A 22,182-nucleotide genomic window follows, 5' to 3' on the forward strand; every position below is an offset into this window, starting at 1 on the left:
TAATATACCTTCTATCTGTTCTACGGAGCGTATCAAAGCTATTTTAGCATCAAAGAATTTCTTAAAAACAAGAACTTACATTCAACAACTGATTCGCATGAATAATTAAGGTTGCATTGCTTCATTTTAAACAGTGATGCTTATGACTAATTATTTTCTAGTGCTGTATTCAATCGGAGAACACCTTCCAAAAGAGAAGCTCCACTTGCTTGTGCGCCCATAGAAGCAATATTTCCAGTAAATATGGATCCCCAATAATAGTTACAATACATTTCCGGATAAGTTCCACGAATCAAGTTTGCGCTCAACGTTTCTGCATTTTTTCGCAGGAAAAGAATCAGATTCTGCCTAAGTGTACTATTAGCAGCTTCATCCAATGCCAAATTGACTATATAAGGAATCAAAACAGCTTTAAAGATGCTTTGGTCCATAGACGGACCTTCATTACGCAAAATGCCATTAGTTAAGCACCTATCACTGGTTGTGACATAGCTAATTACTTTTTCTGCACATGTCAGATAATATTTTTCATTTGTAATATGATACAATTGCCTACTTGCTTCTCCATACGTACCTTGCGTATAGGTTAAAGGAGGTTCCTCTATTCTACCATCTCCCAATGTTAAGTAATTATTGTCGTAGGCAAATTTATGAAGTATTTTAGCATCTGATAAATACTTATCTTCATTGTATTTTTTATACAATTTGGCAGCCATCAAAGCACCGGGAGCATTGGTACATATATTCCGGCTTCGCCCATTAGAATTATTTTCATTATTCCAAGGAAGTCCAGTTCCTTTATCATCTGTCCATTTTCGTGTAATAATGTAAGTGTCATACAACCTCTTGGCTGTATCGGCAAACTTATTATCGTCTAACACTTCTGACATTCGTAACAAAGTCAGACCAATCCAACACATATCATCAGTATATGGATTTGAAAAGCCTGTAGGATCGTTGTTGTCGTGATGATAATTATTTCCATGATTTTGAAACCATCTTTCAAAATATTCTTTATATGTCGCAGCCAATATCGGATTATTATCTTTGATACGTTCATAAGAATACAATACCACATCAATAGCATGAGCCTGTTGCCAATAAATATAAGTATTAGCCGAATTTCCAGATATATTTTGGGGTGATACCCAAAACGTTCCTTTCGTTTTATCCATAAACTGTTCAATAAGCACATACGTACAACTATCTGCCAAAGGCACTCCCTTATTCGATGGAATAGCAGTAATGGTGACTCTTTCTGATTTTCTTCCGTAGTTATCCACCACAACAACAGATATGAAATAAGGCTCTGCGGATGTCAACCGGAGTACATACCCTTCTCCTTTCTGGATCGTATTCACTCTTTTTTCGTCATTGGAACCTTTCTGTTTATAATAGATTTCTACCCCTAGCATATTGGTCACAGTAATCGGATTCGTCCATGTTAGATAAAGTTCATTGGGATTTTGTGTAATCTTAGCCTTCAAATTCGTCACTGGTGCAATTGTTATTTGCGAAGTATCGGTGTTACCTTCTATTGTATTGGCATCCTGTTCATTTGTTTCTCCACAGCCAATACATGAAAATATAAAAATTAAAAACAATACATATTTATTCATTGCGATTAGTAATAAACGATTGAAATGCTGTGGATATTTACAAATATCCACAGCATTTACAATCCCCATTTATAGTTTATTTATTTTTCGGTCAACCTTTAGTTTCCTTCTTCCCATTCGATAGCTTGGTCCTCATCCGGAATTTGAGTATTGATTTGACGTTCTAATGTCAACGAACCCATTACATGAAATTCAGTTTCGACACCGGGAATCGTTGTATAGTCTTTGAACGTATAGTTGATATTATTGATAATAATGGTTCGGTGCATTAAGTAGGGACGGATAGCGTCCATTGACTCCGTGATACTGTAAGAAGCAGTGATCTCATTATTAAAATCATCTTTACCGAGCGCAAACTGCATTTTATTATTTGGATCTGCCGGAGAAAGCGTTACTGTTCCATTATTGTTGAATTTTGCTTTAATCCGATACCCTTTCCTGTCTTGACGAGTTTCATCAAATAAACCTGCATAGAAGAATAACGTTTCATCGTCAACTACATACATCATGACATAATTCTTCACGTATGGTGCATCTGTTTCTGAACCATTCAAATATGTTTTGTAATTTACAGCACTATAATTTCCTGAATAATCATTGAATGGCATCACACGAAGCAATGCCTTCCGATAGTGCTTTCGATAGTTTGGGGTATAGTTTCCATCAGGTGATTCTTCGATAGTCAATGGTAATACCCATTTGTCTGATAAGTCGATGCCCTCCATTGAAAAGTCGATAGGCATTAATGCTACATCTTGCCCGGCATTGATCTGCACCGTTTCTGAATGAGAGTAGAATTTTTTTGGCAATACTTGATAGTACAAGTCGGTACGATTATTGAAGCGTTCTTGGTTTAGTACTTTTAAGGTATCTGTATCCAAACCAACATGTACTGTAATGTTACGTTCATTGGTGGTAGATCCGCTCACAATGATTGGTAACTGAAATGTCGTCTTTTCATTACCAGATCTATAGCGTACATTGATTCGAGACACACCATCACTGTTAATGGGAGCTTTAAATGATATATAATGTGTAAACTGTTCATTTTCCCATTCATCATTGCACGAACTACATAAGCCGGCTATGGGTAACAGATATAATAAGATATTTTTCAGTTTCATATTCTAGTTTTTTTAGATTAATCATTGTAGGTCCATCCCGGGTTTTGGGTCAGAAGTTTATTTCGTTTCAGTTCACTGTGCTTGATGGGCCAAAAATACATTTTCGGTGAGAAAGTAGCAGAAAGATTTGATATAGGAACCGGTGTGTGGAACAGGTCTTTATTGGCATTACTCATAAATGTATAACAACCGTAAACAGGCATTGCTTCCTCTACTTCCGCATCTTTCCAGCGTCGAAGATCATAGTAGCGTTTTCCTTCAGCAAAGAGCTCAATCTGACGTTCGCGTTTTAGTTTGATGCGAAATTTAATCGGGTTACTATATGTATCTGCATCATAATCGGGCACCCCGGCACGCATGCGTATTGGTTTTATACCTGTACGCATATCTTCTACGTTGCGGCTGATTGTGTAAGTGATGGAGCCATCCCAAGAAGGAACTTCATAACTAGCAGTCAATTCATTCAAAGCTTCTGCATACATCAGCAGGATATCAGCATATCGAATAGCTGGTTCATCTTTATCTTTTACCTTGGCTGCATCGCTATTATAATAGGTATCATCAGGATGCACATATTTAGCTACCCCAATGCCGGTGCGCAACCAGAACATACTATTTGCATAACCATTTCCATCTCCGCGATAATAGAATACTTGTTGATCTTGATTCTGAACTTCTGGTTCATTACCTAGATGCCAGTACATACCATTATAAGCAATGGACGCATAGAAACGTGGTTCACGTTCAGCATATTGCAAAGATACTCCATTTGGAAGCGGTTTGTGATCTGTATTATTTGTTGTATAACCAGTTGCGCGAGGGCGAGTATCTATGCGTCCTTGATAAGCTGGAGTACCTGCATATTCAGAGTTCATTCCCGGACAGTCAGTGCCATCGCTCATATAATAGGCATCTACCTGTTTCATGGTGGCGCCGTGCGTATTCCATCCTTTAGCTACAGTGGGCAATTGATGAATGACCATATCTTTGATGCGTTCACCGGAAATATTTTTTCCACGAGTAAAAATCAATTCAGGATTGTCCATAGCAGTTACCTGTCCGTTGAATAGAGAACGATAAGATTCGAACGGATCAATATTCTGCCAACCTTCTGGAAAATTTTTATAACTATATTCCGGGTGAATCGGAGGAGCGATGGTAGCAGGAAAAGCAATAGAATGAGTCGACCGGAAATCGGCTGTATAAATATGGTAAACGCCTAGTCCCATCACATCTTTGCAAGCAGCTGCTGCTTTAGCCCATTTACTGTTGTCGTATACAGGATTTAATAAACGTTTCCCGTCACGGTTGGTCATTTGCTGTGCATACGCATCATCGTTGCCATTCATTAGCGGACTTGCAGCATAAAGCATTGCCAAAGCACGGGTAGCTAAGGCGGCACCGCGAGTAGGACGGGTAATGGAAAGCTGGTCTCTTTTCAAAGGTAAACCCTGTGCTGCCAAGACCATCTCTTTAGCGATATAATCTACACATTCATCGTATGTATTGCGGGGAAGTTCCAAATCTTCGTATGACTGATTGTAATCAAAACCCTCATCCGGAACCAGTGGAATAGGACCATACTTCCGGAGTAACAACCAATAGTAATAGGCACGAACAAAGCGGGCTTGTGCTTTGAGGTCAATGATTTCCTCCGCACTATGCTCAATGCTCATATCTGCATACTGGATGAAAATAGAAGCCTGTCGAATACCATTATAACAACGGTTCCAAGTATCTTGGAAAGTGTTTTCATCGTATGCTCCTTCACGGAATTTATTATAAGATAAAGCACCGCCTTTGGTTGCATCCACTGTAACATCATCATCGCCATAATACATGCAATCATCAAACACAAAAGGTGTATTACGTTTACTTGCAACATCACAACATTGTCCCAACAAATAGGTATACGCCTGTGCCAACCATTGTTCTGTTTTTTTATAGTCGGTAAAAACTTTATCAATTGTTTCTCTATCCTCAAAAATGTAATCAGAATCCAAATAATCGGAACAAGAAGTGGAACTGATCGCAAAAATTGCGACTAATAGTATATATATTTTTTTCATATCATTAATCATTTATAAGTTAACGCTCAAACCTAACGTTACGGATTTGGACAATGGATATTTCTCTCCATTATTGCTACCCATTTCCGGGTCCCAGAGTTTGAAACTAGACCATGTAAGTAAATTGGTTCCAGTCAAGAAAATACGTACATTATTAAAATGTATTTTGTTAACCAGTGCTTTGGGAAGTGTGTAGCCGATATCAACCGTTTTCAAACGTACGTAGGAACCGTCACGCAACCAGTAAGTAGAGTTGCGGTAGTTATTAGTATAAGCATAAATCGTTGTATTTCCATTTCCTTGGTCCGTGTAACTTAGGCGGGGGAAAGTAGCATTGGGATCCTCGTTGGCTGCAATACCTAATTTCTCGGCAGTATCCGCATCTACCCAGCGATTATCCAAAGTTCCTTTAATAATATTACCCCATTGCCCTTCGCTGAAAGCTCTGATACATTTCCCGGACAAGAAAAACTGCGACTTGCCCGCGCCTTGAAAATGCAAATTGACATCAAGTCCTTTCCATTTAACAGAAAGCCCAAGACCATAAATCAGATTCGGACGATTAGTAGCTCCTACTGCTACAATATCGTTGTCATCCACTACACCATCACCATTTACATCTTTGTATTTAATATCACCGGGCATTACAGGACCATACTTTTGAGTAGGACTATTGCGAATATCATCGTAATCCTTGAACAGTCCTAATGCAATCAATCCTTTATTCTGGTTCACTCGATAGCCCTTTTGCATTTGATAGGGATATACATTGTTAGCTTCGTCTCTTTCAATAATCTCATTTTTGCTGTAAGTCATATTACCACGTACTGTCAAACTTACCTGATTGAACCTCTGTTTGAAAGAGAAATTGCCATCGAATCCCTTGGAATTTACTTTACCGACATTTGCAAAAGGACTCTTTCCTTGCAGGCCAATCATGCCAGGCAAATACTGGCGTTGCATGAAAATTCCGCTACGGCTTTCATCAAAGTAATCAACTGTCAATTTGAATTTGTCATCAAACAAAGCCAAATCTACTCCCAAATCTTTCTTCGTTGCCACCTCCCAAGTAACTTGGTCGGAAGCTAGTTCTGTGTAAGTTAATCCTGTGAATCCATAAGAACTACCGTAGTTTGCCCAATCATAACTATTGCCTTCGCCAATTGCGTACAGATAAGGGAAACGTACATCTGCATTGTTATGACGAATCTTATCATTACCTACTTTACCATAAGAGAAACGCACTTTGAACATACCCATCCATTTCCAATTCTTTTTGATAAATGATTCTTCTGCAATGTTCCATGCTAAAGAGTATGCTGGGAAGAAACCGAAGCGATGTCCTTTTGCGAAATTCTCCGAACCATTATAGCCGAAGTTGAAATCTACGAAATATCGATAGTTCCAGTTATACGCAATTCGCCCTGCCAATCCTTGATTACGTCTGTTGACACCATTTTTCAGATCATCACCTAAGTCTTGTGTTTTGATGTACGAGTCCTGTGTGTATTTCAACGTAGCATTGAGATGATGTGCCTTAAAACCGCGTTCCCAATTAAGCATCATATCTAAAAATTCACGACGGTTACCGCTAGAACCACTTTCTTGATGCATATTGCTACTGTCCGAAATTTTCTTGAATACCAAATTTCCATTTTCATCGCGTGAACGTTCGGCACTCCATTGCTCAGGCCATTTACGACGATTGATGTGATTGTTATTATAGGTATCATAGCCGAAGCGTCCAACAAATTTCAGACCTTTGGTGATAAACTTCAAATTCTGTTCCAACGTAATATTTGTCTGAATCACATTTTCCCAGTTTTCATTGAATCCAGTCTGTGTAGCTGCTACCCATGGGTTTGTTTTGTTGCCTGTACCTACTGCCGGAACACGACCGTTGGAATAAAGTAAAGGAGTACGAATGGCGGTATAGCCAAAAAGTTCACCCCATACATCTGCATCACCCAGTCCCGGACTGTTTCTCTTAGATAACCAACCGGATACACCTAACTTTAATAGTGTAGTTTTCGTGATATCAATATCTGTATTCAGACGATAGTTGTAACGACGATAGTTTGCATTAGTGTTGTAATCGTCTTTCAACGCTTTATCAGTGTTGTACATGCCTTCTTCATCAAGGTAACTAATAGAGGCGTAATACCGTGCAGTAGAACCACCACCGCTTAAATTCAGGTTAACGCGGTGTTGCCATGAGCCTTTCCTCAACAATAAATCCATCCAATCCACATTCGGATAGAGATCTGGGTCTAATCCGTTTTTTAGAATCTCCAGTTCCTCCGGTTGATATACAGGTTCATAATTGCGTGTAATTCGTGACTCATTCAATAGGTTTGCATACGAAATCCCGTCTTCAAATTCAGGTGTAATAGTGCGCATGTTGTAGGTGGTTTGTGCCTTTATGTCGATCTTGATTTTCCCGGATTTACCATGTTTAGTGTTAATCAATACAACGCCATTAGCTCCTTTAGAACCGTATATTGCAGTAGCGGAAGCATCTTTCAAGATAGAAAAGTCTTGAATATCCTCAATGTTGATTTCATCCATGCTACGTTCGAACCCATCTACTAAAATATAAGCACCGGTTCCAGCCCCAAATGTGGAAATACCGCGAATCCAGAATTCTGAAACATTTTGTCCTGGTTGACCGGAAGTCTGGCGGGCTAATACACCTGCAACGTTACCTGCCAAAGCATTAACAACACTAGACGACGGATTAGCCATCAGATGTTCCATGTCTACTGTAGTGATGGCACCGGTTTGTACCAATTTACGTTGTGCACCGGTACCTGTGATTACAACCTCATCAATAGTAGTAGCTACATCTTCTTCCATTTTTATATTGACCGAACGCTGTTCCTTAATCAATACTTCTTGTGTCTTATATCCAATATATGAGAAGACCAGTCGGTTATAAGGTTCTACTTTAATGGTATATTTCCCGTTGATATCAGTAATGGCTCCTAATCCGGGAACATCCTTGACGATAATATTCACACCAATAAGCGGTTCCTTATTACTGTCAGAAACAATACCCGATACAGTAACAGTTTTCTGAGCCATTGTGTCGGTTACTACACATAGCAACAGTATACATAAAATTGTTATTTTTTTCATTTTTATACGGTGTTTATTCATTAATATCTTCTTCAGGCACATCTTCTTCAAGGCCAATCTTTCTGATTCGATAGTTGTTGGCGTCTCCCACATATATCGTATTATCACGCTCATCCCACGCAATTCCTTTAGGCCGGTTAAAACGTGCATCTTCTCGTAAGCGGCCATTTGCATACCCCCATGGGTTTGAATTCAAACTAGCGCTACCACGTCCGGCATAGGTAGTCACTTGACCCAAAGGAGACAAGATACGAATGGCATGATTATGCCTGTCTGTCAAATAGAAGTCATATTCATCCGAATTTCCGGCATATTCTGGGTTCTTTACAAATACACCAGAGTAGGGATTACCGAATCGAGCCTGATTACCGACCCCATCCTGATAAACATAAGTGTCTTTGTTACTATTAACACCTGCAATGACATAGGGAGCGGTAAAGGTTTCCCCATTGAAATCTGAGCGAAGAATATAATTGCGATTGATGACCATGAAATAAGCATATTTACCAGTTGGATGAATCATAATATTGAACTCCCATTCTTTGTCTTGCACTTTTAATATTGTCTGAGCGGCATCATCTGCTGTACCAGGTCTGACAGGGGTTGTTCTCTTTCCTGTTGCAAATTCCTCTATAACATATTTCTTTACCCGATAAAGCAGACTGTTCTGGTAATTGGAGAAGTAGAGGTCGCCAGTAGTAGGATGTATTGCAGCAGCTTGGCATCCTTGGTTCTGTGCGATCACCCTTCCATTGCCCCACGTGAACCCACACGGCTTCGTTCCTCCTTCAATTCGATCGAACATCATAACAGCCGTACTATTAACATTTCCTTGCGCTAATCCTACAATCATGTGATATTTTCCATTGTCATCTTTATAGAAATCAATGGTTCGGCAACGCTGTGAGCCTACAAATGAGTTCTTGGGAATCATTGTATAGACCTGCTTGTTTGTGAAGTCAAAACAACGAATACCTTGTCCTACACCTTCAGCGTCCCCTGCGTCTTCTGCATCATATAGCAAATTATGGTCCTCCGGGTCCCAAGTCATAAAACAGGGATTCGTAATGGAGCCACAATCATTAAACGGACCATCTTTTGCTGAATTGGAACCTTGCTCACTAGTTGCACCACACAAGGAACTTACCACCACTTGGCGTTGATATTCAAACTTAATTTCGGCTACCTCGGCTGAATAGATTTCTTCTCCTTGTTTGATAGTTACCTGGATTTCACCCGAATAAGCCTTCGTTGGTACAATACAATATATGACAGTTGATTGTACGTTGACCACAGGCGCCTTCTGTCCGCCGATAGTGACTTCTATCAGAGACGGGTCATTGCCGAAGTTTTCTCCATAAATAAGAACCTTCTGACCTGCAGCACCATTAGTCGGACTGATTTCCTTGACACTAATAGGAAGCTGCGGATTAAAGGGACTGCCACCACTTCCTTGAGCCGGAGTGACTTCTTTTCCATTATCGCAACTCTGTAATAGAAAAGTGGTCAATGTAAACATTCCCCATAAAATGCCCAAACAGGCTTTCATTACTTTTTGTTTCATAATAAATTAGATTAAATATGTTAATAAAATCGCATAAGCAATAAGTATTACTTGTTTTTCTGTATAGGATATTTATTTCTGAAAGTAGGGTGCCACTTCCAAGATGGAAGGTGCGTTACTCTTGACGGAAGGCCATCCATCGTTACTCCAAATCAGTTTATCCATTAAAACATATCTTCCGTTTTCGGCTTCTTTCTTCTTGTAACCGTGGTAGATGATCCAGTCAGTTCCTACATCATCCTGAATCAGAATGGAGTTATGTCCAGGTCCTGCCCAAGTTTCATTGCCACTCATAATGATTTCACAATAATCATACAACATATCCCTTCCTGTCTTATCTAAATAAGGTCCAAGCACATTCTTTGAACGCCCTACCACAGTTTGATATGTACTGGTTGCTCCATTACAACAAGTTCCTATGGAAGCAAACAAGTAATAATATTCTCCACGTTTGTATATGTTGGTCCCTTCAAAACGATTTCCACAAATACGCTTCTTCAGGACTGGGGTTCCATCCGTTTTTTTCTTTATTTCCAGGCCATTATCCGTGAGTTCTGTAGCATAGATACCCCGAAAACTTCCCCAAAACATATATTTTTTGCCATTGTCTTCATAAAAGAACTGGTCAATGGAATTTTGTACCCCAATCACTTTCGAGTCGATCAAACACCCTTTGTCTATAAATGGTCCTAGAGGAGAGTCTGACACAGCAACTCCTACATTACTTCTCCACTCATCTCCCCATATAGCCCATGAATAATAAAGTACATAATGATTATTGAAATAACGTATCTCTGGTGCCCAAATATTGTGGTCGCCACCCCAAGTGGGGCGAGTAGCATCCGTGAAAGCTGTACCCTTATACTCCCAATTCACCAAATTTTTGGAACGATAAATAGGAACATTTCGAGTATTCTCTGTTCCATAGAGATAGAAATAACCATCTTGGGCACGAATTACTGTAGGATCTGGTGCGCTAAAAGCAATAATCGGATTGCAATAACCACGCACTAATGTCAATATCCGGACAGACTTATCTATTAACACTGTTTCGCTATCGGCATTCGTTAGACACAGAGGAAGTAGATAGTACGTAGGATGTAGTTTAGTTGATTGAATAGTTAATTTCGTAGAAGCTTGATTATTCCCTGCAGAATAAGTCAATCCACCAAGAGTATACGAGTCATCAGGTAGCAACTCATAAGATGTTCCATGAGCTGCATTATAATCATTTACCAACTGTACAGCCTCTGGTGCAACACTTAACGTACAATGAAATGTACTCTGGTTTGTGCCACTAAAATCATAATAAGATTTAATGTCTACTTCTACTTTTTCTTGGTTTAATAGTATTTCTCCGCTAATACTCTCCAACTTGACAATAGCTGCTTGGACATCTATCGTAAGAAGTAAATTTCTTTTGTTTTCTTGAGCGCTAACCGATGCACTTTCTAACCGAAGAGGGAGTACATAATTAGTTTTTTCCCTCTTCCATCTTGAGAAGATTTCAGAGGAATGAAATTGAATTTCTATACTTTTTTGTTTCTCATTCGCTTTCAGTGTTAACATTTCCTCTAGCTGATAAAGATCTTCTGGAAGCAGTTGAAAGTTTGTTCCATTGTTAGAATTATAAGCTTTCAATTCACTGTCACTCCAAGTTTTCAATCGAACAGATATCTCTCCATTCAAAAGGGTACTCTTGCAAACAAGCACATTGTATGAAACGAAATTCTGGTCGGGCACTAGATTCAAATTCTGGAATCCATTCTGTTGTAAATACACAGATACATTAGTCTCATCTCCTTCTTTTCCATTCGACTCTTCATTATTATCGCTTGTCGAACAGGAAAACCAGAATAGTGTGCTCAATAGCATTACTAGATTCCATCGAAGAATTGATACAGTAGATAAGTTACACATAATATCACTCCCTAATAGAAAATTACTTGCTACCACTCAATTTATTCATTAACACTTGCATCCAGTATCCTCCAATCACGGAGCGTGCTTTGAAGCCAACCCACTTACCACTATCAGTATGATGCCAGTCACTGATAGGTACACGAGATACTGTCTCGTTAATATATTTATAGACAGGATCAGAGAATTTCTGGAAAGTTTCCTTGTCTGATGACATAGCTGCCGTCCACATGATCCAATCGGATTTGGTGTATTCTTTGCGGGAATCCAAAGGAAGTCCGTAAAGATTCTGTTTAGTCAGGTAATAATTGAGCTCTTTTTCGATTACATTGTTAGGGAATAAGTTCAAATTCCACAACTTATCCCACACCATATTATACTTTTGGCTCCAAGTGTTCTTACGGTCAAAAGCCAAACGGTAGTGATCGCCTTCATTTGCCATTTTTTCCCATTTCATCGCCATTTCTTGGGCTATTAAAGCATATTTGTCTGCTACATCATTCAATCCGAGCATACGAGCCATTTCGCTGTATCCAGCTACCCCCATGATAGCTTTTACAGAAAGATTGGCATTGTGGGCCCAATGTCCGGCGAAGTCATCCGTGCAAAGTTGGTTTTCCGGGTCCTGTCCAAACTAACAAACCTAATTGTATCTATTTGATAATCTGAATATTATAAATTAGCGTATTGTTACTGTGTTGTGCTTTACATCTTTTTCAAGTAAAATTAAAGTGATTTTTCTCTCAATAAAGTCACTTATTTTCATTACTTTATTATTCTATTTTCTTTCGGATGAACTCTAAAAATGGCGAAAACATCAATAATTAAGTATTGCAAAATTGGCTGTTCTTAATTTATTTCATATTTTTGCAACGACGGTTGACTCAACAGCCGTTGAGAAAAACTTATTGATTATGAAGTTTTATAATAGAGAGAAAGAAATTGCAGAATTGAAGCGTGTACAAGAGCTTGCATTTGGTCAAAATTCCAGAATGATTGTGGTAACAGGCCGTAGGCGTATTGGAAAAACCAGTCTTATAAAACAAGCTCTGAAAGGAACACCTACTGTATATTTTTTCATTGGAAGAAAAGCAGAGAGTATATTAGTCGCAGATTTTATAAAAATAGTACGCGAGACATTATCTATTTTTATTCCGGATGGCATATCCAACTTTACTACTTTGATACAATATCTTTTCGAAATAGGAAAAACACGTTCTTTTAATATTGTTATTGATGAATTTCAGGAGTTTTATAATATCAGACCCGATGTTTTTAGTGATATGCAAAATCTTTGGGATGAATATCGGCAAGAAACTAAAATAAATCTTGTAATTAGCGGCTCTGTATATTCATTGATGCAAAAGATATTCACAGATCATGGAGAACCATTATTCGGACGTGCTGACAATATTTTATGTCTTCGACCCTTCAATACAAAAGTGCTAAAACAAATTATGGAGGATTTTGCGCCCGGATATAGTAATGATGACCTATTAGCTTTGTATACACTGACCGGAGGAATCCCTAAATATGTAGAGCTGTTCTGTGACAATCAAGCCCTTTCTGTTGACCGGATATATGACTTTGTTTTTTCAGAGAATTCCCTGTTTATAGATGAAGGGCGTAATTTGTTGATTACTGAATTTGGGAAAAATTATGGTATTTACTTTTCTATCCTATTAGAAATAGCAAATGGGCATTATACACAAGGAGAAATAGAATCGGCATTAGGTGGTATATCTATCGGGGGCCATTTAAGTAAATTAGAAAATGTGTATAATTTGATAACACGTGAGCGGCCTATTTTTGCGAAACCCGGTACTAAGAAGAATGTACGATATATTATTGGCGATAACTTTCTAAATTTCTGGTTTAAATACATTGAACGGAACCGTTCTTATATTGAGCTACAGAACTTTGAAGACCTTCGTCAACTAGCAAAGGCTGATTATCAGACTTATTCAGGTAGAGTATTGGAGAAATATTTTAAACAGAAATTAGCAGAGGAAGGAGGGTTTAAAGAAATTGGTTCCTGGTGGGAAACTAAAAGTTCTGCAAACAAGGAACGATTAAACTCTTTTGAAATTGATATTGTCGCTCTCAAATCAAGTGGTAAGAAAGCTCTTATAGCAGAGGTTAAACGGATGCCAGAGAATAATTATGTCCATTCAACTTTCATGGAGAAAGTGGAGCATTTAAAACACAAAGAAATGGCGAAATATGATATTGAAACACGAGTCTTAGGCCTAGAGGATATGTAATTTTATTCAAATAGAGTGATGGACGGTGCTCTTAAAGAATTCCCCCAGCTACAACTAATTGTAACAGGGGGAATGGTTAGAGCTTATCAAGTTCGTTTATTTCAATTCATTTGTATTACCATTCAATTTGCTGGTCCTCATCTGGAATTTGCTTATTGAAATTTCTTTCAAGCATCATCGTCCCTTGAACCTTATAATAAATGGGCTCGGGTGCGGATGTTACATCTGCAAAATCATAGTCAATGGTGAATGAAACATAACGATGCATCAAATAAGGGCGTGTACTATCCATAATTTCTGCGACAGAATAATTGGGTATGACATTATTTTTGAAGTAGATTTCTTCCTTGTGTGGAGCTGTTATATCTACCGTCATATTTTCTTCATCAAAATGCATACAGATTTTATATGTTTCACGCTGTTCCAATTCCTCTCCCATCAAGCCTGCATAAAAGAAAATCGTATTATCATCTACTACATAGGCAGTACGCGTATTCGTAGTTAACGGCTTTTTATCAAAACTTCCATCTTGATTCTTGATGTACACTTCCATTGTTGTGGTGGAATACGAACCAGAATAGTCATTGAAAGGAATGATCTTTAACAATGCTTTTGCATAATTCTTACGCGGATGACTTTGGTAATTGTATGAGGCATTATCTACAATAGTTAATGGCAATACCCATTTGTTTACCATATTGAGATTATTTAATTTAAAATCTACATCAAGTAATGCCACATTAGAACCCGCCGGAATATGAATAACTTCCGGAAATTCAAACTTATTTTCCTCTAAAGCTTCATACCACAACTCTTCGCGCGTACTAAATCGTTCTCGATTCAAAGTATTCAAAGTATCTAAGTCTACAGCAACGTGGATATCCATATCCTTTTGATTTGTGTTTGAACCACTAACAATTACAGGCAATCGATAGGTCACTTTCCCATCCTCCTTATATCTGACATAGACATCAGTGACTCCGGTATCTGCATTAACAGGAGCTTTGAAGGATATATACGACTCATATTGTTCGTCTTCCCATTCATTGTTGCATGAACTGCATAACGCAGTAGCAACTAATATTATCAGATAAACGTATAGCTTTCTCATTTCACATTCTTTTTAAGATTAATCATTATATGTCCAACCCGGATTCTGTGTCAATAGTTTATTTCGTTTTAGCTCCTCATGTGCTATTGGCCAAAAATATAATTTACGGGAAAATGCCGTAGGCAAGTCATCAATTACCACCGGAGTGTGGAAAGATTCCTTTTGCGCTTCTGTCATTAGTCCATTACATCCATATACTTTTATGGATTCTTCTACATCAGCATCTTTCCATCTACGCAGGTCGAAATAACGCTGTCCTTCACCCATCAACTCTATCTGACGTTCACGTTTCAGTTTTTTGCGGAATTCATTCTTGTTTTGATATACTGTTTCAGAATCATAATCTGGTACACCTGCACGACAACGGATTGGACGGATGCCTTTTTTCAATTCGCCTTCGTTGCGTATGATCGTATAGGTCGTAGAACCATCCCAGGAAGGAATATTATATGTATCACTCAATTCGTTCACTGCCTCTGCATAAATCAGTAGTATTTCTGCATAACGGATGGCTGGTTCTGCTTTTGTAAGTATATTAGCACCATAATTGGTATCGTCCGGATGCACGAATTTCTTAATACCTATACCCGTGCGAAGCCATGCTCCCGTACTTACAAATCCATCGTTTTTACCACGATAATAAAACACTTGTACATCTATATCCTTAATATGGTCTGTATTCAATTCGTTTTTTAACAGTGACCATACACTACCGTTAAAAGCTACTGACGCATAAAAACGCGGTTCACGTTTAGCATACTGTTTAGAAACGTTTTCACGTAGATGCTCATATCCTCCTTCCGTTCCGGCTTCCTGTTTAGTGACAAATCCTTCTACGCGTTTTCTTGCATCGCTCCGCCCTGGAATTCCTAGTTCACGCTCTTTACCCGGACAATCTGTTCCATCACTCATATAATATGCATCACACATTTTCTGGGTCATTCCATAAGAATTATCCCCATTGCCTACCGACTTCGGCAACTGATGACGAGTCATTGCAACAAGACTGTTATCTCCTTGGTTTCTTCCACGACTGAAAATCAATTCAGGATTAGCATTCATTGATAACGCTCCGTTAAAAACTGCACGATAGGATTCAAAAGGGTCTATATCTTTATAACCATCCGGCCAGTTAGATTCGGAGAAATCACCATCTTTATATGGAGAAACAGTTTTGGGATATCCAGCTGATTCATTATCAGTTGCATTGGCATGATATAGCTCGTAACGGTGTCCGTTATTATTTCCCGGGAGTTCCATCACGTCTTTTGCGGCTGCCGCTGCTCTTGCCCACTTATATTCATTATATTCTTGTGCTATCAAACATCTTCCGTCATGATCCACCAAGTCTGTAAATTTATCAGTATCTTCCGGACGAGGGTTATTAATCGGACTGGCCGCATACAATAATGCTCTTGCACGTGCAGCCAATGCCGCACCTCTCGTAGGGCGTGATATATCATTCACACCTCTTTCCAGTGGAAGATCTTTAGCTGCCAATACCATTTCTGAAGCAATATATTCTACACATTCATCGTAAGAGTTACGTTGACGAGCTAAGTTATCATAGCTGTCTGTATAATCAAGACCTTCTTCCGGCAATAAGGGAACAGGACCATATCTTCGAAGTAACAACCAATAGTAATATGCACGTACAAAACGTGCTTGTGCTTTTAAATCAGCTTTCTCCTCCTCTGTATATCGTGTATTCATATGGATATATTGTATAAAAAGAGAAGCCTGACGGATACCTTTATAACTTTGTCCCCATGAATGACGCCAATTTTCATCATACGTACCTGTTCTGAATTTTGTATAATCAGCACCGGCTCCGGAATAAATATCATCTGCAAAGCACCACATGATATTATCTCTGGTTGAAACTTCCATGTTCTCCCCGCTAAGATAAGAGTATGCATTTGCCAACCACTGCTCTGTACGTGTCTTGTCAGTGAAAACATCTTCCAAGGTTGTACGGTCCTTAAAATATTTGTCTGAATCTAAATTGTCTGCACAGGATACAGTGCCTAGTCCCAGCAAGACATATATACATATATTATGTAGTTTCTTCATTTCAATGTGTTTATTAGATGTTAACAGTTAGCCCTAAAGTGAATGTTTTTGAAAGTGGGTATTGCTGTCCATTAGTACTACCCATCTCCGGATCCCATTCCTTGAATTTAGAGAAAGTCAAGATGTTAGTTCCAATAAAGAATACGCGTATCTTATTGAATTTAATCTTGTTCACAATTGATTTAGGCAAGGTGTAACCCACTTCTAACGTCTTCAAACGCAGGTAAGAGCCATCACGTAACCAAAAAGTTGATTTTTGCTGATTATTTTCATTAGCGCCATAACTTAGACGGGGATAAGAAGCATTTGGATTCTCATTGGCAGGAATACCAATGATAGCTGCTGTCTGTGCGTCTATCCAGCGGTCAGCGACAAGGTTCTCCAATACATTTCCCCATTGACTATCTTTGAAAGCAAACACTGTTGATCCATCAATAAAGAATGAAGACTTACCGGCTCCTTGAAAATGAACATTAAAATCAAAGCCTTTCCATTGTGCAGAGATACCAAATCCGTAAATCAAATTAGGTTTGGTGGTCGCACCGATAGCTACTTTGTCACCGTCATTGATTACACCATCACCATTGACATCTTTATATTTTACATCACCCGGCTGAACTTTCCCCCATTTTGTTTGTTGCGGACTATTTCGTATATCATCGTAATCCTTGAATAATCCTAATGCAATTAAACCTTTAGCTTGATTTACACGGTAGCCTCTTTGCATCTGATAAGGATAAACTGAATTTTCTTCATCCTTTTCCAATATTTCATTTTTGCTGTAAGTAAAATTACCACGAACAGTGAGATTAACCTTATTTATTTTCTGTTTATAGGCAAAATTACCATCAAAACCTTGAGAACGTACACTGCCTACATTCGCTTTCGGGTTACTTCGTACTCCTACCATACTTGGCAAAAACTCACGTGCCATGAAAATTCCATCACGCTGTTCGTGGAAGTAATCAACTGTTGCTGTAAATTTATCGTTAAACAAAGATAAGTCTACTCCTGCATCATGCTTGGTAGCAATTTCCCATGTCACATTCTCTGATGCTAAGTCCAAATAAGTAAGACCATCATAAGAATTTCCGTATGTATAATCTCCCCAATCCCATCCCGGGAATGTTTCCTCCACATCCTTTCCGTCTTTTTTTACCATATGTTTGGTGGCTAGGGTATACAGGTAAGGAAATCGTTGTCCAAGTTGGTCATTACCGACCTTGCCATAAGAATAGCGGAGCTTGAACATATTCATCCATTTCAAATGTTTTTTGACAATTTTTTCTTCGGCTATGTTCCAAGCCACAGAAAAGGCGGGAAAGAAACCGAAACGATGTCCGTCAGCAAAATTTTCCGAGCCGTTATAACCGAAGTTGAAATCGACAAAGTAACGGTAATTCCAGTTGTAACTGGCACGTCCGGCTACCCCCATGTGACGTTTAGCAATTCCTACTTTCACATCGGTCTCATTATCTTTTGAATAGACAGTAGTTCTGTAGGCATCTTGGCTATATTTTAATGTTCCGTTTATATGATGTGCTTTGAATGAACGGTTATAGTGTAAAATAGCTTCAAGAAATTCCCTGCGATCACCAGTTGAATTGCTAGTCTGTGTCATTTCTCTTTCTTCCTGTTTTCGCTCATAGACGATTGCACCGTTTTCATCGCGATTACGCATTGCACGCCATGTTTCCGGCATTTTCTTACGGATAATTTCATTATCATTGTTTATGTCAAAGCCAAATCTTCCTTCAAAACGTAGTCCTTTGGTTATGAAATTCAATTTTTGTTCTAAAGAAATATTGGTCTGTACTTTATTATTCCAAATTTCCCGGTATCCTGTCTGTGTAGCAATTACCCATGGGTTTGCACGTGCATCTTCTACTGCAAATGCTGGTATATATCCATTAGAGTACATCACAGGAATACTGATTGGATTTTGGTCCATCAATGATTTCCATACATTTCCTTCTTGTCCTGGAGCATTACGTTTTTTCAGCGAACCGGATACTCCGACTTTGACAAGTGTACTTTTAGTAATATCGATATCTGTATTCAAACGATAATTCCAGCGTTGACTGCTAGGGTTGGTGTTGTAATCCTTACGCATAGATTCGTCCGTCTTATACATTCCTTCTTCATTGATATAACTAAGAGATACAAAGTAGCGTGCAGTACTTCCACCACCACTCATATTCAGATTAGCACGATAGGTCATGGCTCCGTCTTTTAGTAATACGTCCATCCAGTCCACATTCGGATAGAGATCCGGATCAAGTCCTAAACGCAGAATTTCTAATTCATCATCTTTGTAGATTCGTTCTTTATTACGGGTAATACATGCCTCATTCATCATTCTGGCATAACTGTAACCATCCGCAAATTCAGGTGTCATAGTTCGTGTATTATATGACGTCTCTACTTTAGCATTAATATTAACCTTTCCCTCTTTACCATGCTTAGTCGTAATAAGAATTACTCCGTTAGCACCACGAGGACCATAAATCGCCGTAGTGGAAGCATCTTTTAAAACAGTGAATGATTCAATATCTTCAATGTTTATTTCATCCAGACTACGTTCGAACCCATCGACCAATACAAGTGCAGAACTATTTGCACCAAAGGTGGAAATACCGCGAATCCAGAATTCGGAAGTATTCAGTCCCGGCTGACCAGAATTCTGCATAGCGAGAACACCTGCAACATTACCAGCTAAGGCATTAGACAAGTTGGCAGAAGGATTTGATTTTAGATCATCTATATTCACCGTAGTCACCGCACCAGTTACTGTTAATTTCTTCTGTACACCGGTTCCGGTAATCACAACTTCATCAATCACACTGGCTTCCGACTCTTTCATCACTACATCTACTATATGTTGCTTTTTTATCAGCACTTCTACATTATTAAAGCCAATATATGAGAATACTAATTTTGAAAATTCTTCAATACTAATCTTATAGCGTCCATCCATGTCTGTAATAGCTCCTAACCCAGGCTGGTCTTTGACAGTCACATTGACACCAACCAGTGGTTCTTTCTTCTCGTCCGTCACCACCCCTGTCACCACAACTTTTTTTTGAGCAAAAACAGTTGTAGAAATCAATAACAAGCAGATGGTTATAAAATTTTTTATTTTCATGTGTTTTTATATTATTCGGTTATTCTCTAGCTTCGTTAGGAATGTTTGTGTCTGATTGGTTTTCATCCGATGATTCTCCATTGAGATCTTCCGGCATTTCCTCCATTGCAATTTTACGAATACGATGATTTTCTACATCCCCAACATAGAATGTCTCTGTATCTTTGTCATAGGCTAAAGCCACTGGGGTATTAAAGCGCGCTGTTTCACGTACTGGTCCATTTATATAACCATATTTCCATACGTTAACACCAGCAGAACCTCGTCCGGCGAAAGTAGATACAACGCCTTCAGGAGTCAGCACACGAATACAATGGTTCTTAGAGTCTGTGAAATAAAAATCATAACAGTCTTCTTTTCCTTGACTCTCATAATCTTTATTAAAAACAAAGACTCCCTGTCCCGGAGTATTCAGCCGGGCTCTTGTTCCTGCCAAATCCTGATAGTTAGCATCTCCTGATTTACCACATACAATGTACGGAGTAACTAGTCGATTATTGACTTTATCATAATTAGAACGGAGTATATAATGTTTCTGGTGCATTATTATATATACATATTTGCCATCAGGATGAGGAACAAAACTAATATCAGTATCAGTCTCCGGAAGAGCAAATAAATAATCATCAGAATCTGTAGCAGGAGGAACGACATTGTGTTCATATCCATTCTTAACGAAATCATATTTGTAGACAAAGCACTTCGCTTTCTGATAATAAATAATATCTCCACTAAGAGGATGAATCATTGAGGAGTAACATCCGGGGCCTTTTGTTAATTTCTGTGCCGCATCAAGACTTCCATCTTCTTTACGCTTCAGTATAATATTACTTGTAGACGTTGCTCCTCCTTTTGGGGTAGCTATCACCATGTCTTTTGTTTTTGTCCATGATATAGTATGTAAACGATCCACCCCATAAGCGGATATAGCCATTGTTGATATATGCTCTTTTGCTAAATCCAACACACGTAGGGGCTTCTTATTAGCACCGGCTCCGTTGTCTTGAGACAAATAAAGAATATTGTGGTTTTCAGGGTCGAATGAAAACCATGTGGGATTATCTATTTTACCACAGTCTGCGAAAGAAGCATCAGGCGTATCTTTTCCATTACCGTCTTCATCTACAGTTCCACATAAAGTCGTTACCACTACTTGCGGCTTGTATTTGTATTTTGTTGGTGCCTCAATAGTTTGTTCTCCTACTTTTACTTCTATAGTACCTTCATAGCAATGTTCTGGGGTAATGCAATATATACTGTTCCCCTTTACACTTACAATAGCTGCAGACTTTCCACCAATTTTAACTGAAACGACGGCAATATCTGTTCCAAAGTTACTGCCATAAATAATCATTCGTGTTCTCGCTCCCCCTTCTTCAGGAGTAAACTTTGTCACTACCACCGGTTGGTTCGGATCATAAGGTGTGGTTGTTTCGTCTTTATCGTCTTTACAACTGCCCAAACAGATTATAAAGAACACAAATAGCATCCTCCATGGAAGCTCCATGCTTCCATGTCTCATTGTTCTACCATTCATAATAAATTAGATTTAAATTATTGATTATTCAACATCTTATCCATTAATACCTGCATCCAATATCCTCCGATTACCGAACGCGCTCTGAAACCGACCCATTTGCCACTGTCTGTATGGTGCCAATCACTGATAGGTACACGTGATACTGTTTCATTGATATATTTATAGACAGGATCAGAGAGTTTTTCAAAGGTTACTTGATCTGAAGACATAGCTGCCGTCCACATTATCCAGTCGGATTTTGTGTATTCTTTGCGAGAATCCAACGGTAACCCATAAGGATTCTGCTTTGTCAAGTAGTAGTTTATTTCTTTTCCGATTACATTATTAGGGAATAAATTCAGCTTCCATAACTTATCCCAAACCATATTATATTTTTGACTCCAGGTATCTTTACGGTCAAAAGCCAGACGGTAATGATCTCCCTCATTCGCCATTTCCTCCCATTTCACCGCCATATTCTTAGCTATCGCTGCATATTTATCAGCTACATCATTCAAACCAAGTATACGAGCCATCTCGCTATATCCGGCTACACCCATGATTGCTTTCACAGAAAGGTTCGCATTATGAGCCCAATGTCCGGCGAAGTCATCCGTGCAAAGTTGGTTTTCCGGG

The 22,182-nt window shown here is 38.7% G+C and carries 12 protein-coding genes and 1 pseudogene; 1 reads left to right on the top strand and 12 read right to left on the bottom strand.

Features of this window, described 5'->3' with window-relative positions:
- Window positions 1-146 precede the first annotated feature (146 nt).
- The 7 genes and pseudogenes from DW862_RS13890 to DW862_RS13920 form a co-directional block, all read right to left on the bottom strand.
- A complete protein-coding gene (locus tag DW862_RS13890) occupies window positions 147-1,688 on the bottom strand; it encodes a glycoside hydrolase family 76 protein (protein WP_008024163.1) in 1,542 nt (513 codons plus the stop codon).
- 29 nt (window positions 1,689-1,717) lie between these two features.
- Window positions 1,718-2,743, bottom strand: coding sequence for a DUF4973 domain-containing protein (locus tag DW862_RS13895; RefSeq protein WP_008024164.1), 1,026 nt, complete (start codon window positions 2,741-2,743; stop codon window positions 1,718-1,720).
- Between the two features lie 17 nt (window positions 2,744-2,760).
- Complete coding sequence (locus DW862_RS13900; protein WP_008024166.1) at window positions 2,761-4,812, bottom strand: RagB/SusD family nutrient uptake outer membrane protein; 2,052 nt, start codon at window positions 4,810-4,812, stop codon at window positions 2,761-2,763.
- A gap of 12 nt (window positions 4,813-4,824) precedes the next feature.
- Window positions 4,825-7,950, bottom strand: coding sequence for a TonB-dependent receptor (locus DW862_RS13905; RefSeq protein ID WP_087322913.1), 3,126 nt, complete (start codon window positions 7,948-7,950; stop codon window positions 4,825-4,827).
- Window positions 7,951-7,963: 13 nt separating this feature from the next.
- Window positions 7,964-9,514, bottom strand: coding sequence for an IPT/TIG domain-containing protein (locus DW862_RS13910; protein ID WP_117685132.1), 1,551 nt, complete (start codon window positions 9,512-9,514; stop codon window positions 7,964-7,966).
- A 72-nt stretch (window positions 9,515-9,586) separates the two neighbouring features.
- Entirely contained in the window at window positions 9,587-11,389 is a 1,803-nt protein-coding gene (locus tag DW862_RS13915; RefSeq protein ID WP_225450988.1) for a family 43 glycosylhydrolase, read from the bottom strand.
- A 67-nt stretch (window positions 11,390-11,456) separates the two neighbouring features.
- Window positions 11,457-12,068, bottom strand: a pseudogene (locus DW862_RS13920) (glutaminase domain-containing protein); the annotation flags it as partial.
- Between the two features lie 280 nt (window positions 12,069-12,348).
- On the opposite strand from DW862_RS13920, the gene DW862_RS13925 reads away from it, so the two are divergent.
- Window positions 12,349-13,698: an ATP-binding protein gene (locus DW862_RS13925; RefSeq protein WP_052587893.1), complete on the top strand. Its 1,350-nt coding sequence runs from the start codon at window positions 12,349-12,351 to the stop codon at window positions 13,696-13,698.
- A 115-nt stretch (window positions 13,699-13,813) separates the two neighbouring features.
- Here DW862_RS13925 and DW862_RS13930 read toward each other — a convergent pair whose 3' ends face one another.
- The 5 genes from DW862_RS13930 to DW862_RS13950 all read right to left on the bottom strand — a co-directional run.
- Entirely contained in the window at window positions 13,814-14,809 is a 996-nt protein-coding gene (locus DW862_RS13930; protein WP_117685122.1) for a DUF4973 domain-containing protein, read from the bottom strand.
- An 18-nt stretch (window positions 14,810-14,827) separates the two neighbouring features.
- Window positions 14,828-16,882: a RagB/SusD family nutrient uptake outer membrane protein gene (locus DW862_RS13935; protein WP_117685124.1), complete on the bottom strand. Its 2,055-nt coding sequence runs from the start codon at window positions 16,880-16,882 to the stop codon at window positions 14,828-14,830.
- 13 nt (window positions 16,883-16,895) lie between these two features.
- Entirely contained in the window at window positions 16,896-20,027 is a 3,132-nt protein-coding gene (locus DW862_RS13940) for a TonB-dependent receptor (RefSeq protein ID WP_117685126.1), read from the bottom strand.
- 19 nt (window positions 20,028-20,046) lie between these two features.
- A complete protein-coding gene (locus DW862_RS13945) occupies window positions 20,047-21,564 on the bottom strand; it encodes an IPT/TIG domain-containing protein (RefSeq protein ID WP_117685128.1) in 1,518 nt (505 codons plus the stop codon).
- Between the two features lie 17 nt (window positions 21,565-21,581).
- Window positions 21,582-22,182: DUF1793 domain-containing protein (locus DW862_RS13950; protein WP_120068893.1), on the bottom strand; the 601-nt coding region annotated here is incomplete at its 5' end.

The organism is Bacteroides sp. AM37-9, from assembly GCF_003603455.1.
In the GTDB taxonomy this organism is placed as follows: domain Bacteria; phylum Bacteroidota; class Bacteroidia; order Bacteroidales; family Bacteroidaceae; genus Bacteroides; species Bacteroides xylanisolvens.